The sequence below is a fragment of the Chitinophagales bacterium genome (genome assembly GCA_020635995.1).
Lineage (GTDB): Bacteria > Bacteroidota > Bacteroidia > Chitinophagales > UBA8649 > JAFMKE01.
On the sequence record JACJYS010000004.1, the window covers coordinates 156,857 to 176,148 of the forward strand.

Sequence of the window (19,292 nt, forward strand, 5' to 3'; positions counted from 1 at the left end):
TTGCCCTTAATTTTGAGCTATCATTAACAAAATAAAAACTTAAAATTATGAAAACTTTAATAACAACAATCAGCAGTATTTTAATTTCAGCAGTAGCTTTTTCTCAAATAGATAATGCTATAGCTTTTAACCAACCAGAAGAGTACGCCTACTCTACTATTAATGAAGTAAAAAAGGTGGATTTACCTAAAAAAGAAGTTTACAAAAAAGTAACGCTAAATGTTTATAGCAATTTTAAAGGTGGTAGTGTTAATTCTAATTTTGAATCAAAAGATGTAGAATTAATTATCAAAAACCAAATGGGTGTAGTGGTTTTTAATGAAAATTATGCATCTATAAATGATGTAGATTTTAAAATGCCTAAACCTGCCGGGCATTACTATATTACCATAAAAGAAAGTGGAACTATAGTTTTTGACAAGAAACTATATAAATCAATGTTTACTTACTAAAAAACTGTTTTATTCTGCTCTCTAAATCTTTATTTACGGGAACATTAGGCAAGCGTAGCTCATTTTTACTTAGGTTTAAATGGGCTATTGCTGCTTTTATACCTGCCGGATTATTTTCTTCAAAAATTAATTTAATTAAATCTAAAATGCCGTACAATTCCTCACTTGCTTTTGCATAGTTTCCTTTTAAAGCTTCATTTATTACGGTAGTAAATTGCTTAGGAACAGCCTGAGCCACTACAGAAATAACTCCTACTCCACCAAAACTAATTATTGGCAAAGCGTGTATATCATCTCCTGAAATTAATTGAAAATCATCAGCCGTATTTTTTGCCACTTCCATACATTGTAGCATATCATTACTGGCTTCTTTTATACCTATTATATTTTTAAAATTATTAGCTAATCTTATGGTAGTTTCTGCTTTTATATTTTGTCCTGTTCTGCTGGGTACATTATACAAAATTATAGGCAAAGGCGTATTTTGGGCTATGGCTTTATAATGCTGAAATATTCCCTCTTGGCTTGGCTTATTATAATTAGGACTTGAAGATAAGATGGCACTATATCCTTCTAAATTAAAGCTATTAATGTTTTCAATAATAAGTTGCGTATTATTGCCTCCAAATCCGGCTACTAAAGGAACTCTGCCGTTTGTATATTCCTTTACTTTATCTAATACTTGCTGTTTTTCTTTAGCGTTTAGCACTACGGTTTCGCCTGTAGTACCCAAAGCTACTAAATAATCTACTCCTCCATTTATGCAGTGGTTCACTACATTTTTTAAACCATCAAAATCTATTGATTTGTCTTCATTAAACGGTGTTACTAATGCTACACCTGTACCTCTTAAATTCATTTTTAACTTTCTATATTTTTTAAGTAATTATAAACTTGTTTAAAAAAATAATTCAAATCTGTTTGTTGGTTTACGTTTATCATAAAGTCATATATTTCGGTTTTATCTTTTTGATAAGAGCCTACTCTATAGCTTGCTTTTGACGTAGCTGACAAATATTCTAATGGCAAACATTCTTGTACTGTAGCACAAATTAGAATGTCATATTTTTCCTTTTGAAAATTATTTATTTTCTCTCCAAAAGGAATTTCATACCAGTTTATATCATTTTTGTTAAAATAATTTGGTCTGCTATCTTCTTTTATTTTTTCGTTCAAATATGCTAAACTCGTTATTTTAACATCGTTATTTTTAAATAATTCTATGAATTTAGTTACTGCCACAACATTATCAGAGTTTGAAGCATTATACAACAATCCTATATTTTTAGCATTATTTAAATTAATTACTTTTCGCCCATAATTTTTTAAATACTTAGCATGTTTATTTAGCGTAGAATTGTAAAAATATGATTTAATACTTGCAATTAATCCCATTTTATTCTACTGTCTTTTCTTCATAAGTACCAATAGCCGCATATTTTTCTATTCTTTTTAATATTCTTTCTTCTGCCGGCATATCGCTTACCATGGTTAAACTGCGTTTTATATTTCGCTTAACTATTTTAGCCATTTCTTCGGGGTCGTTATGTGCTCCGCCTAAAGGTTCTTTTACTATAGAATCTACTATTTTCATTTTATACATATCGGTAGCGGTTAGTTTTAGCTGTTCGGCTGCTATGTGTTTATTGTCCCAGTTTCGCCAAAGTATAGAGGAGCAAGATTCGGGAGATATTACTGTAAACCATGTATTTTCAAGCATTAAAAGTCTATCGCATACGCCTATTCCTATAGCTCCACCAGATGCTCCCTCTCCTATTATTACCGAAATTATTGGCACTTTAAGTTGTGTCATTTCAAACAAATTTCGGGCAATGGCTTCTGCCTGTCCAAATTCCTCTGCTTTTATACCCGGATAAGCTCCCGGTGTGTCTATAAATGTGATAATTGGCTTATTAAATTTCTCTGCCAATTTCATTAATCTAAGTGCTTTTCTGTATCCTTCTGGATTTGCCATACCAAAATTTCGGTATTGACGCATTTTAGTATTTACCCCTTTTTGATGCCCTATAACTACAACCCCCTGCCCGTCTAAACTGGCTATACCGCCCACTATGGCTTTATCGTCTCCGGCTTTTCTATCGCCATGAAGTTCTATAAAATCTTCAAAAATATGGTGTATGTAAAATAATGTGTAGGGTCGCTGTGGGTGTCTTGACAACTGAACACGCTGCCACGGAGTTAAATTTTCGTATATTTCGTTTTGTTTTTCCTCTATAAGCTTATCTATTTCAGCTATTTTTTCATCTAAATTTATTTCTCCTTGCTCCTGAACATCAATAAGTTTTTTACGTTTTTCGTAAAGTTCTTCTATAGGTTTTTCAAAGTCTAAAAATATCATAAAGCAAATTTAGCATAAATGTGCAGAATAACTTAATTGCGTTTTCTACTTCTGTTATTTCTGTAATTTTTGTTTTTGTTGTTTCGCCCGTTTCTATTATTATTGTTATTAAATTTCTTTTTGCTTGACTGCACATTTTTAAGTGTTACTTCATCGCTTAAACTCAGTTGGTCGTTAGAAATTATTTCCAAATCATTAATAATAGTTTCGTCTGTTACGGTTTCGCTGTTCCAGTTGTTATGCACTATTTTCATATAGTTGGCTATACATTTGGTAAAACCATGTTTAATTTCGCCATCTTCCATTTCTATGGCTTTATTAATCATTGTTTGTATGTTTTTTCCGTAATGTTTAAACTTAGTGTTCTTTTTTGGGTAGCTAAATCTCTCAGGTTTAGCAAATACCTCTTCTCTTTCAGGAATAGGAAAAGGAGAATTAACGTCCAATTTAAAATCGGACATTATAAACAAATGATCCCACAGCAAGTGGTTAAAATCATCTACATTTTTTAAGTGTGGATTTAAGGAAGCCATTATATTTATTATCTCTTCGGCTACGCCTTGTCTTTTTTTATCGTCTTTAATAGTTATGGCATGTTCTACTAAGTTCTGTATGTGCCTGCCATATTCTTTTAATTGTATTTGTCCTCTTTGTGTATTATAATCCATATAATTTTTGTATGTTATTCAATATGTTTTTTAAGGAGAATTTCAGTTTTTTTATTGGAGGTATGCTCTGTATTTTTTCTGAAAACGTACGCAAGTTACTAAGTTTTTTAAATATGCTAATATTTTTGGCTGAATTTGTTTATCTAATCTAATATTTTCAGTTTAGCAAACTTCAACATTATTTTTCTTTCGCCTTCGTTTTCAAAAATTATAGTAGCTATACTATTAGCTCCTTGTGCTATAAAAGTTACTTTACCTTTGCCAAATCTATTGTGTAGCACTTGCTGCCCTACTTTTAGTAAAGATACATCATCCGGTTCAAAATCTGTGGGCAATTTTTCAGCTGCATTAGGTCGTCTTATTAGTTTTGCTTCTCTTTTTTTAGTAAAACTTCTACTTAATCCAGATTCACTTGTTTTAGGCTGTAAATCTATTTTGTTTTCAGTAGGTTTAGCCACTCCCATTAGTTCTATATCTCCTTCGGGCAGTTCTTTTAAAAATCTACTGGGCTCGCAATATTGCAAACTTCCAAATTTATACCGTGTATTGGCAAAACTTAAAAATAAGTGTTTTTCGGCTCGGGTTATTGCCACATAAAACAGCCTTCTTTCCTCTTCTAAATCTTCTCTTGTATATAAGGACATAGCTGAAGGAAATAAATTTTCTTCTAAACCTACTACAAAAACTACAGGAAACTCTAATCCTTTAGCCGCATGAATGGTCATCATTTTTACGGCTTCATCTCCTTCTTTTACAGTATCATCGCCTGTCAGTAGGCTAATATTTTGCAAATAAGCTCCTAAACTTCTGTCATTTTCGGCATCGTTGGCATTTTCTACTACATCTTGCACACTAAACTCCTTTATACCGTTTAGCAACTCTTGTATATTTTCATATCTGCTAACGCCTTCTACTGTTTTATCATTAAAAAGTTCTTGCAATATTTGTGTAGATTTGGCTACATGGCTGGCTACTTCATAAGCATTTTTAGTATTTAGCATGGTTTGAAAACTCTGTATCATAGTTACAAACTCCCGTATAGAAGTAGTGGTGCGTGTAGGCATTTTAAACTGCTCTATTTTATCCATAACTTCCCACATGGTAACTCCATAATGATTAGCTATAACCGTAAGTTTATCTATGGTAGTATCTCCTATGCCTCGCTTTGGATAGTTTATAACTCTACGCAAAGATTCCTCTTCTGCCGGATTTACCAAAAGTTTTAAATAGGCTAAAAGGTCTTTTATTTCTTTACGTTGATAAAAAGAAAGACCGCCATATATTTTATACGGGATATTTATACGCCTTAAAGCTTCCTCCATAGCTCTTGATTGAGCATTTGTTCTATAAAGAATGGCAAAATCATCATTGCTCAGTTGCTCATTCATTTTTATTTGAAAAATAATATCAGCTACTTTTTTTCCTTCTTCATTATCGCTAATAGTTCTAAACAATTTTATTTTTTCGCCTTTTTTATTGTCTGTCCAAATTTGCTTAGCTATTTGATTTTGGTTGTGTTTTATAAGATAATTAGCGGCATTTACTATCTGTGGCGTGCTTCTATAGTTCTGTTCTAATTTTACTAAATGATAATCTGGAAAGTCTTTTTGAAAATGCAGTATATTGGTTATGGTAGCTCCTCTAAAAGCATAGATACTTTGAGCATCATCGCCCACTACACTAATTTGATGGTGAACGGCAGCCAGCTTTTTTATAATAGCATATTGGGCGGTGTTAGTATCCTGAAACTCATCTATTAATATATGCTGAAACCTATGCTGGTAATAATATAAACTCTCCGGATATGTAGAAAGTAGAATATAGAAATTAAACAATAAATCATCAAAGTCCATAGCTCCATTTTGCTTACATTTGGTAGCGTAAATTTTATAAATTTGAGCTATTTGTGGTCTTCCCGATGCCTTATCTTCTTCTATCATTTCTATATTTTCCAAATATTGCTCAGGACTTATCAAAGCATTTTTAGCTTGAGAAATTCTATAAAAAACTTGGCTTGGCTTATAAGCTTTATCGTCTAAATTTTGAGCTTTAAGTATTTGTTTTATCACACTTTTAGAATCGGCAGTATCATAAATGGTAAAATTTTGAGGGTAGCCCAGTTTATTGGCTTCTCGCCTTAAAATACGTGCAAAAACAGAGTGGAAAGTGCCCATATATAAGTTTCGGGCTTCAGTGCCTGCAATTTTTTCAATACGTTGCCGCATTTCTGCTGCCGCTTTATTGGTAAATGTAAGTGCCAATATATTAAATGAATCTACACCCATTTCTATTAAATAAGCTATTCTATAAGTAAGCACTCTTGTTTTGCCAGAGCCGGGACCTGCTACTATTAGCATAGGTCCATCAGTATAACTCACAGCTTCCCGTTGCGGAGCATTCAATTCCTCTAAAAAATTCATGCGGTAAAATTAATTGATAAATAAATCAATTAAAATAAGTTTCATAAAAAGTAGTTAACATTATTCTTATAAATGTATGTCTTATATTTGCACAACTCTTTATCATGAAAAAAATATTACAGATTCTAACAGGGGCAATAGTATTACACATTACTTATCTGCTTTTTAAAAATATAGATTATTTTGAACTCTATTTATTTAACCTTATTCCTGTAATTAATTTTAACACTACAGCAGTTTTTACACGAATAATTTTAGCTTTAATTGCTACAATTGGCATTGCAAATCTATTATTATTAGCAACCCCCAAATTTAATAAAACAGCAGGTATTGCTTTGTTTGTATTCTCTTGTATCACTTTCATTTCCAGTTTAAGCAAACATTATATAATATGTGATTGCTTTAATTACAAATCTTTAATGTACAATTTCAATGTACCTATTGTCTTTTTTATACTCAGCATATTTTTGTTTTACAACCCAAACAAAGCACAATTATTAAGCAAATTTCAAAAATATATTTTGCCGTCTATTTTAGTAGTTTCACTAAGCATTATAACCATTTTATCCGCTCCAGACTTTTTTCTTTTTAAAACACCAAATAAGACAAATAAGCCTATAGATTATTCTATTATATCTAAACCTTCTGAAAATACATTAAAAGAATTATTGACAGAAAATGATAAAAAATTAGTAGCCTTTGTTGACCCGGAATGTACATTTTGCCAAAAAACGATAATCAAATTGAGCATTATGGCAAGGAAATTAAAACTTTATAATCATATTTTTTTATTAGAAACGGACGGTAGCGAAAAAATAGATGATTTTATGGCAAAATATCATTTAGATAAATTAAATCATCAATACTTTTTTGTTAATGATGTTGCCAAATTAAATAAAGGTAAGTTTCCGTATATTATTTTAGCCGAAGGCGAAAACATAAACTACGAATTTGAATACCGAAACTTAGATGAAAAAACCATCAAACAGTTTTTTAAAAACTAATTTTCTTCTAAAAAAGATATAAAACATAAAGGTTTCTTTTACACATTCTATTCCGTACCTTTGCACCGCCAATGCAAAACGAAGATTTCACATACCAAGAACCAGAGTTTATTGATGTAGAAGGTGCAAGAGTGCACAACCTTAAAAACATTAATGTAAAAATACCAAGAAATCAATTGGTTGTTATTACCGGTATAAGTGGTAGCGGTAAATCTTCGTTAGCTTTTGACACTATTTATGCCGAAGGACAAAGGAGATATTTAGATACTTTTTCTAACTACGCCCGCCAGTTTATAGGCAATATGGAACGCCCCGATGTGGACAGCATAACGGGTTTAAGTCCTGTAATTTCTATAGAGCAAAAAACCGTAAGTAAAAACCCTCGGAGTACTGTAGGAACGATTACTGAAGTTTATGATTTTTTCCGTTTATTTTTTGCTCGTGCAGCCGATGCTTATTCTTATGTTTCAGGCAAAAAAATGGAGCAATTTTCTGAAAATCAGGTTTTTGACACCATTTCAGAAAAATATAACAATCAAAATATAGCTGTTTTAGCTCCGCAAGTACGTGGGCGAAAAGGACATTATAGAGAACTTTTTGATTCTTTATTTAAAAAAGGATTTTTAAAAGTAAGAGTAGATGGCGAAATAGTAGAAATAACGCCTAAAATGCAGGTGGATAGATATAAAGTGCATGATATTGAAGCCATTGTAGATAGACTTAAAGTAAAAGAAGGTAATGAAGATCGTTTAAAAAAATCTTTAGATACCGCTATGAAAATGGGAGAAGGTTTGCTTTTTATTTTAAATATAGAAACCAATGAAGTAGCCCCTTTTAGCAAAAACTTAATGGATACCGATAGTGGTATTTCTTACGATACGCCTTCGCCTAATACTTTTTCATATAATTCGCCTTACGGAATGTGTCCTACCTGTAAAGGTTTGGGTTTCAACCTACAATTAAGTGAAGAATTAATGATTCCTAATCCTAAAATGAGTATTAATGATGGAGGAATTGAACCCTTAGGAAAACGCAGAAAAGGATATTTATTTGATGAATTAAAAAGATTTGCCAAAAAATATAAGTTTGATTTAGCCACACCTGTTGAAAATATTCCGAGAGAAACGCTAAACGTAATTTTATATGGAGATGCCAACCAAGATACGCCTACCAATAATTATGAAGAAACAGATGCTGACAGGTGGTACACTTTAGATAATGGCGGTGTGCAAGGCTTGCTAATGAGAAGCTATAACGATACCAGCTCGGATAGCATTAGAAAATGGGCAGAAAAATACATGATTCAAGAAACCTGTAATTCTTGCAATGGTTATCGGCTTAAAACAGAATCGATGCATTTTAAAATAGATGGTTTACACATAGGGCAAGTAGCAGCTTTTAATCTTGATGATTTAAAACAGTGGCTTACTAATATAGAAACCCGATTAAGCACAAAACAACAAGAAATAGCTACCGAAATTTTAAAAGAAATTAGAGAACGCATAGGCTTTTTGTTAGATGTTGGTTTAGGATATTTAAGCCTTGACCGACCGTCAAGAAGTTTATCCGGTGGAGAAGCTCAGCGTATTAGACTGGCTACGCAAATAGGTTCTCAGCTAAGTGGCGTTACCTACATTTTAGATGAACCCAGCATAGGTTTGCACCAAAGAGATAATGAGCGGTTGATACAATCTTTAAAAAAATTAGCGGCTGAAGATAATACCGTTATTGTGGTAGAACACGATAAAGATATTATGCTGGCTTGCGATTATTTAATAGATATAGGGCCAAAAGCAGGAGAGCATGGTGGCGAAATTGTAGCACATGGTACACCCAGTGAGTTTAAAAAATTTAGAAGTGAAACTGCTGATTATCTATTTGGCAAAAAAGAAATAGCCGTACCCAAAACAAGGAGTAAAGGCAATGGCAATTTTATAGAACTTAAAGGTCTTACCGGCAATAATTTAAAAAATATAGACATTAAGTTTCCTTTAGGTACATTTATATGTATCACAGGTGTTTCGGGAAGTGGAAAATCTACTATAGTTAATGAAACCCTCTACCCTATTTTACACGAGCATGTTTATCAGGCTAAAGACAAACCTTTGCCATATAAAAGCATAAAAGGTTTAGAACATATAGATAAAGTAATAGAGATAGACCAAAGTCCTATTGGTAGAACTCCCCGGTCAAACCCTGCTACTTACATAAAAGTATTTGACGAGATTAGAAAGCTGTTTTCTATGACTCCCGAAGCTCAAATTAGAGGTTTTCAACCGGGTAGATTTTCTTTTAATGTAAAAGGTGGCAGATGCGAAGAATGTAAAGGCGGTGGCGTACAAGTTATAGAAATGAATTTTTTGCCCAACGTAGAAGTTGAATGTCCTAAATGCTTAGGCAAAAGATATAATAGAGAAACACTGGAAGTTCGCTACAAAGGAAAATCTATTTACGATGTGCTTGAAATGACCGTAGAAGATGCCGTAGATTTTTTTGAAGCATTGCCCAAAATACATAGAAAATTAAAGACTCTTTTAGATGTAGGCTTAGGATACCTACGCTTAGGACAAAGTTCTACAACTATTTCCGGTGGCGAAGCTCAGCGAGTAAAACTATCTGCTGAATTAAGTAAAAAAGATACAGGAAGCACATTTTATATATTGGACGAACCCACTACAGGACTTCATTTTGAAGATATACGAGTTTTGCTAAAAGTTTTAAATAAATTAGTAAAAAAAGGAAATACCGTATTAGTTATAGAACACAATATGGATGTTATAAAAATGGCTGACCACATTATAGATATTGGTCCTGAAGGTGGCGAAAAAGGCGGTACTATTGTGTGTGAAGGCACTCCGGAGCAAGTAGCCAAAAACAAAGAAAGCCACACCGCTAAGTTTTTAAAGGCAGAGTTGAAGTTTTAAAACTCATTCGTACCACGAATATGTACCAGAGGAAGTAGAATAGAAGAAATATCTCTTTCTATCGCATTGGTCAAAATATACCAATCTGAACAAAATAGGAACAAGGTATAGAATATCAGTAATACTTGCCACTAAAAAAATAACAGCTTTCCATTAACAAATAAACATTAATACCTAATAATTAAACATTAAAACCCTACCTTTGCACGCTCAATTTAAAAGCATAAATGAAATCAATTAGAAATATAGCTATTATAGCTCACGTTGACCACGGAAAAACTACTTTAGTAGATAAAATAATTCAAGCCTGTAAAGTATTTGAAGACCATAAAGAAGTGGGAGAACTGCTTTTAGACAATAACGATTTGGAAAGAGAAAGAGGAATTACTATTCTTTCTAAAAATGTATCGGTAAACTATAAAGATGTTAAAATCAACATTATAGATACTCCCGGGCACGCAGATTTTGGTGGAGAAGTAGAACGTGTGTTAAAAATGGCAGATGGCGTATTACTTTTAGTTGATGCGTTTGAAGGTGCTATGCCACAAACCCGATTTGTACTGAGCAAAGCTTTAGAATTAGGTTTAAAACCTATTTTGGTAGTAAACAAAGTAGATAAAGAAAACTGCACACCCGATATAGTACAAGAAGATATTTTTGAATTAATGTTTAATCTTGATGCCACAGAAGAACAATTAGAGTTTACCACTATTTTTGGTTCGGCTAAACAAGGTTGGATGAGCCAAGATTGGAAAAAACCTACCGATAATATTTTCCCGCTTTTAGATGCTATACTTACAGAAATACCTGCTCCTCCTGTTGTAGAAGGTACACCTCAAATGCAAATAACTTCACTTGATTTCTCTCCTTTTACGGGAAGAATAGCCATAGGAAGAGTAGCCAGAGGAAAAGTGGAAGAAAATAAAGATTATATGCTTTGCAAAAAAGATGGCAATAAGAAAGTGAGAATTAAAGAACTACACACTTTTGTAGGCATGGGAAAAGATAGAGTTAAAGAGGTTCTTTGTGGCGATATTTGTGCTGTTACCGGCTTAGATGATTTTGAAATAGGCGACACTATTGCCGATTTAGAAAGCCCCGAACCACTAAAACGTATTAAAGTAGATGAACCTACTATGAGTATGCTATTTACCATAAATAATAGTCCATTTTTTGGTAAAGAAGGAAAATTTGTAACCTCTCGCCAGCTTAGAGAAAGATTGTACAAAGAACTTGAAAAAAACTTGGCACTTAGAGTAGAAAATACAAATACCGAAGATAAATTTATAGTTTACGGAAGAGGTATTTTACACTTATCGGTGCTTATAGAAACCATGAGAAGAGAAGGTTATGAACTACAAGTGGGCAAACCTCAAGTTATTACCAAAGAAATAAATGGCGTAAAATGCGAACCCATAGAAATATTGGTAGTAGATGTTCCCGAAACTTCATCGGGGAAAGTAATAGAAATGGTAACTCAACGCAAAGGGGAACTTGAAGTGATGAACCCTAAAGGAGATTTAATGCATTTAGAATTTAATATTCCGTCAAGAGGACTTATAGGACTTAGAAATAACATGCTTACCGCCACAGCAGGAGAAGCTATTATTACGCATAGGTTTAAAGAATTTGCTCCTTACAAAGGCGATATAGAAAGCCGTTCTAAAGGCTCGTTGGTTTCTACAGAGCAAGGGCAAGTATTAGCTTACGCCATAGATAAACTACAGGATAGAGGACGATTTTTTGTAGAGCCGGGTGAACAAATTTACAAAGGACAAGTTATAGGCGAACATACTAGAAACAACGATTTAGGTGTAAATCCTATTAAAGGAAAAAAACTAACAAATATGCGTGCTTCGGGTAGCGATGATAATGCTAAAATAGCTCCTAAAATTAATTTTTCTTTAGAGGAAAGTATGGAATATATTAATGATGATGAGTACTTAGAAATTACGCCTGAAAATTTACGTATGCGTAAAATTGATTTTAGACCTTAGTATTTTATTCTTTAAAAGGTTTGTAATCAATATTCCATGGAATATTCCAACAATTATCATTGTATAGTTTTATAGTCTTTTCTGTAAAAGAATAATTGTAAGAATTTTTATTATAACGAATATCAGTATTTTTAGCGTATAAAACTTTTTGGTAAAAACTTGGTTTATAAATAGTATTTACTCCTAATGGATCTAAACCAATTTTTAAAAAAAATAATAGTAATTCATAATTGTATAATTTGTAAGCCACAATTAATAAATTATAATTATTAAAATAAAAATCTAAATTGGTATTATGTTGGTAAATAAACTTTACAATTTCAACATGCCTTTTTAAACTTCGCTTCTTAAAATTTTTTGAAACATATTTAAAAAAAGAACAACTTCTTATTTCTAACTGTGAAGTTAAAATAGTATATACTATTGGTTCACCATATTTGTTTTTAGCCATAAAATTAGCACCCTTACTTAATAGAATGTTCACTTTTGCATAATCTATTTTTTTTTCAATAAAACAAATTGCTAGTTCTATATTTAAGGGATGCTCAGTATCTGAAATTAAATTACTATAATTTGGATTTTTACGTAAAGCCCAAAAATCATCTACGATAAATTCTTCAAGTCTATAATATCTTAACCTATTATAATCTAATTGATGATAATTACAGACAGGTGCACCAAAACGATGTAATAGTAAATTCTTTATTTTTTTATAACTAATTTGTTTTTCATCAATAAGTTCGTAATATTCAGAAATATCAGTAGCGTTATCAGCTAACCATATCATTTCTGTAGCACCAAAAATTTTTGAAATTGCATACAAATCTTCTCTTAAATCATTAAAAAAATATAAATTATAGCTTTCATAAATGATTCTGTACCTATAAAAAGTATAAACAACCATAATTTCTTCATATATATCAATACTATACATAAAAGGACCAGAAAATGAAATATGAAATTGTAATTCATAATCTTCCTCTATATATTCATATTGATTACAAAATATCTCCCAATCTCCTTCTTCTTTTTTTTCATTCATTACAGCTTTTTCTATTTTAAGTTCCTTTAAAAGTTCAAGTTCTTTTAAAAATTGTTTAGGTTTTCTTCTTCCATATAATCCTGTGTCCATTATTAATACTGCATTAGTTGACATTTTAATATTTTTTTTCACAAAAATATAATAGCAAAACGCACTGTATTTACAATTTGAAATATTTTTCTTAATTTGGTCTATTATGAGCATACTAACACGAGACGAAACACCCAGTAATTACGAACGTATTTTTATTATACTTTCAGGATTTTTTATTGCTTCTCTAGTTTTAACTAATTTAATAGCCGGTCGGTTTTTTACTATTAACATTCCTACTTTAAATGTTGATTGGCATTTAACTTCCGGAGTAATAGCCTACCCTATTACTTTTTTAGTTACCGATATTATTTCTGAAATATATGGCGAAAAACGAGCTAAACTATTAGTATTCACAGGATTTATCATTAGTGTTTTTACGGTAGTTATTATCATTACAAGCATAAGTTTACCCATTTGGGATCGTTCTCCTGTTTCCGAAGCATCATACAATAATGTTTTTGGTTTAGCACCGGGTATAGTTTTTGGCTCTATGGTAGCTTATTTAAGTGCTCAGTTTATTGATGTAAAATTATTTGAGTTTTGGCGAAAACTGACTAAAGGCAAACATCTTTGGTTAAGAAACAACGGTTCTACAATAATAAGTCAACTGGTAGATAGTGTTTTAGTTGTTATTATTGCCTTAATTATTTACCCTACCATAACGGGCGTATCAGAACCGCTTACATGGAAAGAAGCCTACGTTATAATAGTGGGACAATACATATTTAAAGCCCTATTAGCATTGTTTGATACCCCATTTATTTATTTAAGTGTTTATTTAATTAATAAAAAATTATGACTATCCATTATTATACCAATAATTTATGCTTTATAATAGTATATAGGAACGTTTAAGTAATTTTAGTTACAATTTGTAGTCTTTTACTTTTGTCTTGATACAAAAGTAACAAAAAATCAAGACTGTAATCAAAAACACTAAAATGCTATAAAACAGACGAGGACAAATTAATGTATGCTCAACTTCATTTTTCCTAAAGTATTTTCACTCGTTGGAGCATACTAATTTGTCTGTTTACTGTTTTATAATTTTATTCATTTTGGATGTCTGTTTTACATCATTTCTTAACGTATTTTTGATTAAGGTCGGGAAAAGTGCACCTTAAGTTTGCAAGTGGGGAACCCATTAACCGAAAACTCCGTAAAAAATTAAACTGTTTGAAGAACGGAGTGATGAGTTTTTGATTTTTAGGAGTTGAGGTTATAATGGGTCGCTGAAAACTTAGTGCGATTCTTTTGTAACTTTTCTTCTAAAGAAAAGTTAATGTAAATCTTTACAGATAGTCATATAAAAAATTAAAAAAATAGCATTAACTTTATTCCATATAAACCCCAATTATGAAAAAAGTAACCCTAAGCCTATATTTTACCATATTCGTATTTATAATTTTTGCTCAGTTAGATATTAATACCATAAACAAACGCATGGTTAAAATAGACAATAATTTGTTTATAGATAAATATGAAACTTCTAATGCTGACTACAATCTTTTTTTAGATTATTTAAAAGCTAAAAATGAAGCACAGTACTTAGAAGCAAGTGTAAAAAGCAGCTATTGGACAGAAATGCTAAACCATGGAGAATCTTTTGATGCTTATTACAATACACACAAAGCTTACAATAAATATCCTGTTGTAAATATAAGTTTTGAAGCTGCTGAGGCATACTGCCAATGGCTTACGGAACAATACAATAATAGTGATGAAAGAAAATACAATAAAGTAGTCTTTAAATTGCCCAGCGAAAATGAATGGACTTTAGCTGCAAATGGCGGTAACGATAAATTAGAATATCCATGGGGTAGCCATAAAATATCTAACAACAAAGGATATTATTATTGCAATTTTGTAATAAAAAAAGACGCTGATATAAAAACAGTAACGGCACCGGTACACAGCTATAAAAAAACAGTAACAGGTTTATACAATATTAGTGGCAATGTAGCAGAAATGACCAATAAAAATGGTACTGCCATAGGTGGTAGCTGGAATGATGACTCAAGTAAAATGAAAATAAACACCTCCGAAAATATAAGCCAATACACCCACCCTATGCCTACCGTAGGTTTTAGAGTAGCTATGGAAATAGTACAAGAGTAATCATGAAATATATTTTAGTTTTAGGACTTATATTTGCCTTTAATATGAGTGTATTTTCACAAAACGACAACCCAAATTACGATAAAGAATTAGCCGAAAAACTTGGTGCAGATGAGTATGGCATGAAGCAATATTTTTTTGTATTATTAAGAACGGGAAATAACGACACTACCAATCAAGAATTTATAAATAAATGCTTTGAAGGGCACATGAGCAATATTTGGAAATTAGAAGAAGAAGGGAAACTAATAATAGCCGGTCCATTTTTTAAAAACGACAAAGATTATAGGGGCTTATATATTTTTGATGTGAAAAATAAGGAAGAGTTAGAGAAGGTATTGTTAAGCGACCCTGCCATTGAAGCAGATTTACTAAGTGCCGAAATAACTCCTTGGTACGGCTCTGCTGCTTTAAAAGAATATTTAAAGTTCTCTGATAAAATATGGAAAAAGAAACCATAATCTCCATTTCAACAATATTTATAAAACAAAAAATGCTCCGATTTATCGGAGCATTTAACATTTACAAACAATTTAATTAATTATTTATACTATTTCGTTCCAGTAATGTGTAACTGACCAGAAATATTTGATGTAGAGCCAGAAGGAGAACCTAATGTAACATTTACATCAACAGCATTTGTTGTACTAAAATCTGCTGTACCGTTAATTAAAAAATCTAAAGTACTACCATTTTGCTCAAAAGAATATGCCGCATCTGTAATAGTTAATACTTTAGTAGAAGCATTATACGTTCCAGATACTTTTGGTTTTAAACCAGTAAATAAACCTTCTAAATTAATTTCTAAATAATACGTTCCACTAACTTCAGAAACTATAGTAGGTGCTACTTCCGGAGTAGTAGGATTATACAATGTATCTGGGTCAGAATATACATATCCTGTTAAAGAGCCATTATATGTACCACACACATCGCAAGTAGTAGCATCAGGGTCTGTAACACACGTTCCATCTTGACAAATTTCGCCTGTTGGACAAGTTATACCTTCACAAAGGTCTTCTTCTCCGCATGACTGTAAACCAAATGTTATAGCACCAGCTACAAATAAACTTAAAAATATTTTTTTCATTATTTTTCTTTTTTGTTTTAAAATTAAAATTACGGCACAAAGGTAATTTCTTATAAAATAAAATACTAATTATACTCCATTTAAAAGTACGACATTTGAAAACTTATACTTTTGTAACACCCAAGCTCACAAAACAAAAAGCCTGTGATTTAATGTTCACAGGCTTTTTTAATCTTTAAATTTAACAGTTTAGTGCTACTCAATAATTTTGTAGCTCGTTTCAGCTAAAGCTGTTTTAATGGTATTTTCATCAGCTTTGTGTTCGTCATAACTAATGCTGGCTGTTCCTTTTTCTAAAGAAACGGATACACTATTTACTCCTTCCATTTTTTCAAATGCTTGCTTTACATTGTTTACACAATGCTGACACGACATACCTTGTATGTTAAAAGTTGTTTGCATTAGTGAGCACACTCTTTTTTAGCTCCGTCTTTACTGCAATCTTTCTTTGCACCATCTTTGCTACATTCTTTACTATTGGCTGCATCTTTACTGCATCCACCGGCACTACCCTTACTTGCACAGCAAGATTTTGCTTTAGGTTTGCAACAGTCATCTAATTTAGCATAAGCTTCTCTGTCTGGCATTGAATTGTCTGCCCAATATCCTGTACCGTTAATTGCTTTAACTATCTCGTCTTTGCTTACTACTTCATTATCAAATTTTACCGATAATTCTTTTGTATCTACGTTTAATAAAACTTTTTTAACGCCTTCTAATTTGCTTACTGATTTTTCTAATCTCTCTTTGCACATATCGCATTGAGCACTTGTTTTAATCACTATTTTTTCAACTCCGGCAAATGCTGTTGTAGCAAAAATTAAAGCTAAACTTAATACAATCATTTTTAAATTTTTCATTTCTTTTCTTTTTTAATTTGTTTACAAAAATATAAATAATTTGGTTATTTTTTCTCTTTATATGGAATGGTTAAACGCAAACCTCCGTAAATTCTTGGTCCTCCCAAAGGTCCCCATATCATTGATGCATCAAAATATTTGCCAAAAGCGTCATCGCTGGCTATTATTGCATCTTTTTGCCAATAATTTGTTAGATTTTCGGCTCCTAAATAAAATTCCCATTTTTTAACTACAGCAGTTATTTGGCTGTTTAAATTGAAAAATATTTTAGATTCATCTGGTCGTTGATACGCCACAGGATTGGTACTTGTGCTTGGCAAGCGTGATTTGCCATACAACTGTCCTGTAACATTAAAACGCCATTTTTTATTTGGAGTTTCGTAATCTATGGTTGTTAAAAATTTATGTCGTGGCACGTACGGAGCTATTTTTAAACCGCTATTATAGTTTACATGTACATCATCAAATTTGTAGGCAAGCTGTATATCTAAACCTTTTGTGGCTTCTACTCTGGCTTCTATTTGTAGGCTGTTTGCATAGCTTTTGCCGTCTAAATTATAAAAATGCAACTCTGTAGGCGTTTCATAATCACTCACTATTTGATTAGTGAAATCGGTTCGGTAATAATCAACTACTATACTTGCCGGCTGAAAACCTAAATTAAATTCTTTCATTAAACTTCCTCCCACATTCCAAGCACTTTCATAACCCAGTTTTTCATCAATAGATATAACTCTATTACTTGCCAATGCCTGTATATTTTCAGCTATAATATTGGCTGTTCTGTAGCCTTTGCCTACGGCAAGTTTTAAAGTAAAATCTTTAGGCATGATATATTTAAAGTTAAATTTTGGAGAAATCCAAAAACCATGAATACTGTTATAATCGGCACGAATACCCGCTACTAAAGACAACTTTTTATAATCTTGATAAGTATATTCAGCAAAAACACCGGGTACATTTTCTGTTCTACCCAAATTTAAAGCGTCTAAATATTCATCAAATTTATTAAATACATAGCTCGCCCCTACTTTCATTTCATTATTATGATTTTGCATTTTTGATTGAAAAATGAAATTTACATTGCCATAATTTTCTTTGGCATTATAAAATCTATTGCCGTACCAGCCTTGTTGCTGATGATTGTAATATCTGTACTGAACACCAATACTTTGCAACTGATTATTAAACATAAATCCTGTTTTAGCAAAAGCATCCCAGCGTCTGTTAATGTTGGTAGTTCTAAATAATTGTGTCTTATTTTCATTCAATTTTAAATTAGGCAATTGTCCCGATTCACGTTCATCAAAAGTATAATTTACGCCAAATTGTGATTTGAATTTATCGCCATTATATTTCCACTTGTTAGAAATAACAGCACTTTCATTTAATGGCACATCTTGGAAACTGTCATTATTGCTATCGTGCTTAAATTCGTGTATTCTGCCATGTGCTAATAATATGGTACTCCATTTTTTATTAAAACGATGTGAAACATTGGTATTTAACTCAAACTGACCGTGCCTTGATGCAAAAAGATTTAGATAAAAGCGTTCAGAATTATCCGGTTCTTTATAGTTGTAATTAATTTGCCCCGTAATGGCCTCGTATCCATTTACCACAGAACCTGCTCCTTTATTTATAGAAATACTATTCATAAAGGGCCCTGGAACATACAACATACCAAAACTATTGGCTTGCCCTCTTATGCTGGGCATATTTTCAAACATAGTTTGAGTATAAATACTGTTTAAACCAAGCATTTTCATTTTTTTGGCTCCTGTTACGGCATCGCTAAAACTAACGTCAACGGTAGCATTTGTTTCAAAACTTTCCGATAAATTGCAACAAGCCGCTTTGGTTAATTCTGCACTGTTTATAGTCTGCTCATTGTAAGTAACAATATAAGACCTATCCAATTTCTTTTTAACCACCTGCACTTCCTCCATTACATCGGGGTCAAGCATAACATGCAGTTCGTTAACTTTTTTAGGAATATCTATTACTTTTTCTTTAAAACCAATGTAACTAACTTTAATTTGCGAGTAGCTTTCATCTACTTTAAATTCAAAATAGCCATTTTCATCGGTCATAGTGCCGTGCAAGCCATCCATGGTGCTAACATTAGCTCCAAAAAGGCTTTGCATTTCTGCTGTAGAGCCATCGTGAACATAGCCCTTAACTAATTTATTTTGTGCAACAGCACACAAAACACTAAACTGCATGAGCAGTATTAATATATTTTTCATTATTCTGTTTGTTTTT

Annotated in this window: 17 protein-coding genes; 7 read left to right on the plus strand and 10 right to left on the minus strand. The window is 31.9% G+C overall.

Annotated elements, in window-relative coordinates:
- Positions 1-47 precede the first annotated feature (47 nt).
- Positions 48-452, plus strand: a complete 405-nt coding sequence (locus tag H6578_07910; GenBank protein MCB9227072.1) for a hypothetical protein — start codon at positions 48-50, stop codon at positions 450-452.
- Here the strand turns inward: H6578_07910 and H6578_07915 are convergent.
- From H6578_07915 to H6578_07935, 5 genes are all read right to left on the minus strand, one after another.
- A complete protein-coding gene (locus H6578_07915; protein MCB9227073.1) occupies positions 442-1,311 on the minus strand; it encodes a 4-hydroxy-tetrahydrodipicolinate synthase in 870 nt (289 codons plus the stop codon). The genes H6578_07910 and H6578_07915 overlap by 11 nt on opposite strands.
- Positions 1,312-1,313: 2 nt before the next feature.
- A complete protein-coding gene (locus H6578_07920) occupies positions 1,314-1,847 on the minus strand; it encodes a hypothetical protein (protein MCB9227074.1) in 534 nt (177 codons plus the stop codon).
- Position 1,848: 1 nt separating this feature from the next.
- Positions 1,849-2,811 carry an acetyl-CoA carboxylase carboxyltransferase subunit alpha gene (locus tag H6578_07925; GenBank protein MCB9227075.1) on the minus strand — a complete coding sequence of 321 codons (963 nt, stop codon included), beginning with the start codon at positions 2,809-2,811 and terminating at the stop codon, positions 1,849-1,851.
- A 32-nt stretch (positions 2,812-2,843) separates the two neighbouring features.
- Positions 2,844-3,479, minus strand: a complete 636-nt coding sequence (locus tag H6578_07930; protein ID MCB9227076.1) for a DUF4290 domain-containing protein — start codon at positions 3,477-3,479, stop codon at positions 2,844-2,846.
- A gap of 143 nt (positions 3,480-3,622) precedes the next feature.
- A complete protein-coding gene (locus H6578_07935) occupies positions 3,623-5,899 on the minus strand; it encodes a UvrD-helicase domain-containing protein (GenBank protein MCB9227077.1) in 2,277 nt (758 codons plus the stop codon).
- Positions 5,900-6,003: 104 nt separating this feature from the next.
- On the opposite strand from H6578_07935, the gene H6578_07940 reads away from it, so the two are divergent.
- From H6578_07940 to typA, 3 genes are all read left to right on the plus strand, one after another.
- Positions 6,004-6,903, plus strand: a complete 900-nt coding sequence (locus H6578_07940) for a hypothetical protein (protein ID MCB9227078.1) — start codon at positions 6,004-6,006, stop codon at positions 6,901-6,903.
- A 71-nt stretch (positions 6,904-6,974) separates the two neighbouring features.
- Positions 6,975-9,827 carry an excinuclease ABC subunit UvrA gene (gene uvrA / locus H6578_07945; GenBank protein ID MCB9227079.1) on the plus strand — a complete coding sequence of 951 codons (2,853 nt, stop codon included), beginning with the start codon at positions 6,975-6,977 and terminating at the stop codon, positions 9,825-9,827.
- 227 nt (positions 9,828-10,054) lie between these two features.
- Positions 10,055-11,824, plus strand: coding sequence for a translational GTPase TypA (typA, locus tag H6578_07950; GenBank protein ID MCB9227080.1), 1,770 nt, complete (start codon positions 10,055-10,057; stop codon positions 11,822-11,824).
- Between the two features lie 4 nt (positions 11,825-11,828).
- Here typA and H6578_07955 read toward each other — a convergent pair whose 3' ends face one another.
- A complete protein-coding gene (locus H6578_07955; GenBank protein MCB9227081.1) occupies positions 11,829-12,998 on the minus strand; it encodes a hypothetical protein in 1,170 nt (389 codons plus the stop codon).
- A gap of 64 nt (positions 12,999-13,062) precedes the next feature.
- Between H6578_07955 and H6578_07960 the strand changes: the two genes are divergently transcribed.
- From H6578_07960 to H6578_07970, 3 genes are all read left to right on the plus strand, one after another.
- On the plus strand, positions 13,063-13,758 hold the full coding sequence (locus H6578_07960; protein MCB9227082.1) for a queuosine precursor transporter: 696 nt from the start codon (positions 13,063-13,065) through the stop codon (positions 13,756-13,758).
- Positions 13,759-14,315: 557 nt separating this feature from the next.
- On the plus strand, positions 14,316-15,077 hold the full coding sequence (locus tag H6578_07965; protein ID MCB9227083.1) for an SUMF1/EgtB/PvdO family nonheme iron enzyme: 762 nt from the start codon (positions 14,316-14,318) through the stop codon (positions 15,075-15,077).
- A gap of 2 nt (positions 15,078-15,079) precedes the next feature.
- A complete protein-coding gene (locus tag H6578_07970) occupies positions 15,080-15,538 on the plus strand; it encodes a hypothetical protein (protein MCB9227084.1) in 459 nt (152 codons plus the stop codon).
- An 89-nt stretch (positions 15,539-15,627) separates the two neighbouring features.
- Here the strand turns inward: H6578_07970 and H6578_07975 are convergent, their stop codons facing one another.
- The 4 genes from H6578_07975 to H6578_07990 form a co-directional block, all read right to left on the minus strand.
- Positions 15,628-16,167: a hypothetical protein gene (locus H6578_07975; protein ID MCB9227085.1), complete on the minus strand. Its 540-nt coding sequence runs from the start codon at positions 16,165-16,167 to the stop codon at positions 15,628-15,630.
- 195 nt (positions 16,168-16,362) lie between these two features.
- The gene (locus H6578_07980) at positions 16,363-16,569 is read right to left on the minus strand and encodes a heavy-metal-associated domain-containing protein (protein MCB9227086.1); all 207 of its coding nucleotides are present in this window, start codon (positions 16,567-16,569) and stop codon (positions 16,363-16,365) included.
- Entirely contained in the window at positions 16,569-17,012 is a 444-nt protein-coding gene (locus H6578_07985; protein MCB9227087.1) for a cation transporter, read from the minus strand. Before H6578_07985 ends, H6578_07980 begins: the two co-directional genes overlap by 1 nt.
- Before the next feature lie 59 nt (positions 17,013-17,071).
- Positions 17,072-19,276: a carboxypeptidase-like regulatory domain-containing protein gene (locus tag H6578_07990; protein ID MCB9227088.1), complete on the minus strand. Its 2,205-nt coding sequence runs from the start codon at positions 19,274-19,276 to the stop codon at positions 17,072-17,074.
- Between the last annotated feature and the right edge of the window lie 16 nt (positions 19,277-19,292).

Coding starts and splice junctions, on each gene's coding strand:
- H6578_07910 (MCB9227072.1), top strand. CDS start 48: ATGAAAACTTTAATAACAACAATCAGCAGTATTTTAATTTCAGCAGTA.
- H6578_07915 (MCB9227073.1), bottom strand. CDS start 1,311: ATGAATTTAAGAGGTACAGGTGTAGCATTAGTAACACCGTTTAATGAA.
- H6578_07920 (MCB9227074.1), bottom strand. CDS start 1,847: ATGGGATTAATTGCAAGTATTAAATCATATTTTTACAATTCTACGCTA.
- H6578_07925 (MCB9227075.1), bottom strand. CDS start 2,811: ATGATATTTTTAGACTTTGAAAAACCTATAGAAGAACTTTACGAAAAA.
- H6578_07930 (MCB9227076.1), bottom strand. CDS start 3,479: ATGGATTATAATACACAAAGAGGACAAATACAATTAAAAGAATATGGC.
- H6578_07935 (MCB9227077.1), bottom strand. CDS start 5,899: ATGAATTTTTTAGAGGAATTGAATGCTCCGCAACGGGAAGCTGTGAGT.
- H6578_07940 (MCB9227078.1), top strand. CDS start 6,004: ATGAAAAAAATATTACAGATTCTAACAGGGGCAATAGTATTACACATT.
- uvrA (MCB9227079.1), top strand. CDS start 6,975: ATGCAAAACGAAGATTTCACATACCAAGAACCAGAGTTTATTGATGTA.
- typA (MCB9227080.1), top strand. CDS start 10,055: ATGAAATCAATTAGAAATATAGCTATTATAGCTCACGTTGACCACGGA.
- H6578_07960 (MCB9227082.1), top strand. CDS start 13,063: ATGAGCATACTAACACGAGACGAAACACCCAGTAATTACGAACGTATT.
- H6578_07965 (MCB9227083.1), top strand. CDS start 14,316: ATGAAAAAAGTAACCCTAAGCCTATATTTTACCATATTCGTATTTATA.
- H6578_07970 (MCB9227084.1), top strand. CDS start 15,080: ATGAAATATATTTTAGTTTTAGGACTTATATTTGCCTTTAATATGAGT.
- H6578_07975 (MCB9227085.1), bottom strand. CDS start 16,167: ATGAAAAAAATATTTTTAAGTTTATTTGTAGCTGGTGCTATAACATTT.
- H6578_07980 (MCB9227086.1), bottom strand. CDS start 16,569: ATGCAAACAACTTTTAACATACAAGGTATGTCGTGTCAGCATTGTGTA.
- H6578_07985 (MCB9227087.1), bottom strand. CDS start 17,012: ATGATTGTATTAAGTTTAGCTTTAATTTTTGCTACAACAGCATTTGCC.
- H6578_07990 (MCB9227088.1), bottom strand. CDS start 19,276: ATGAAAAATATATTAATACTGCTCATGCAGTTTAGTGTTTTGTGTGCT.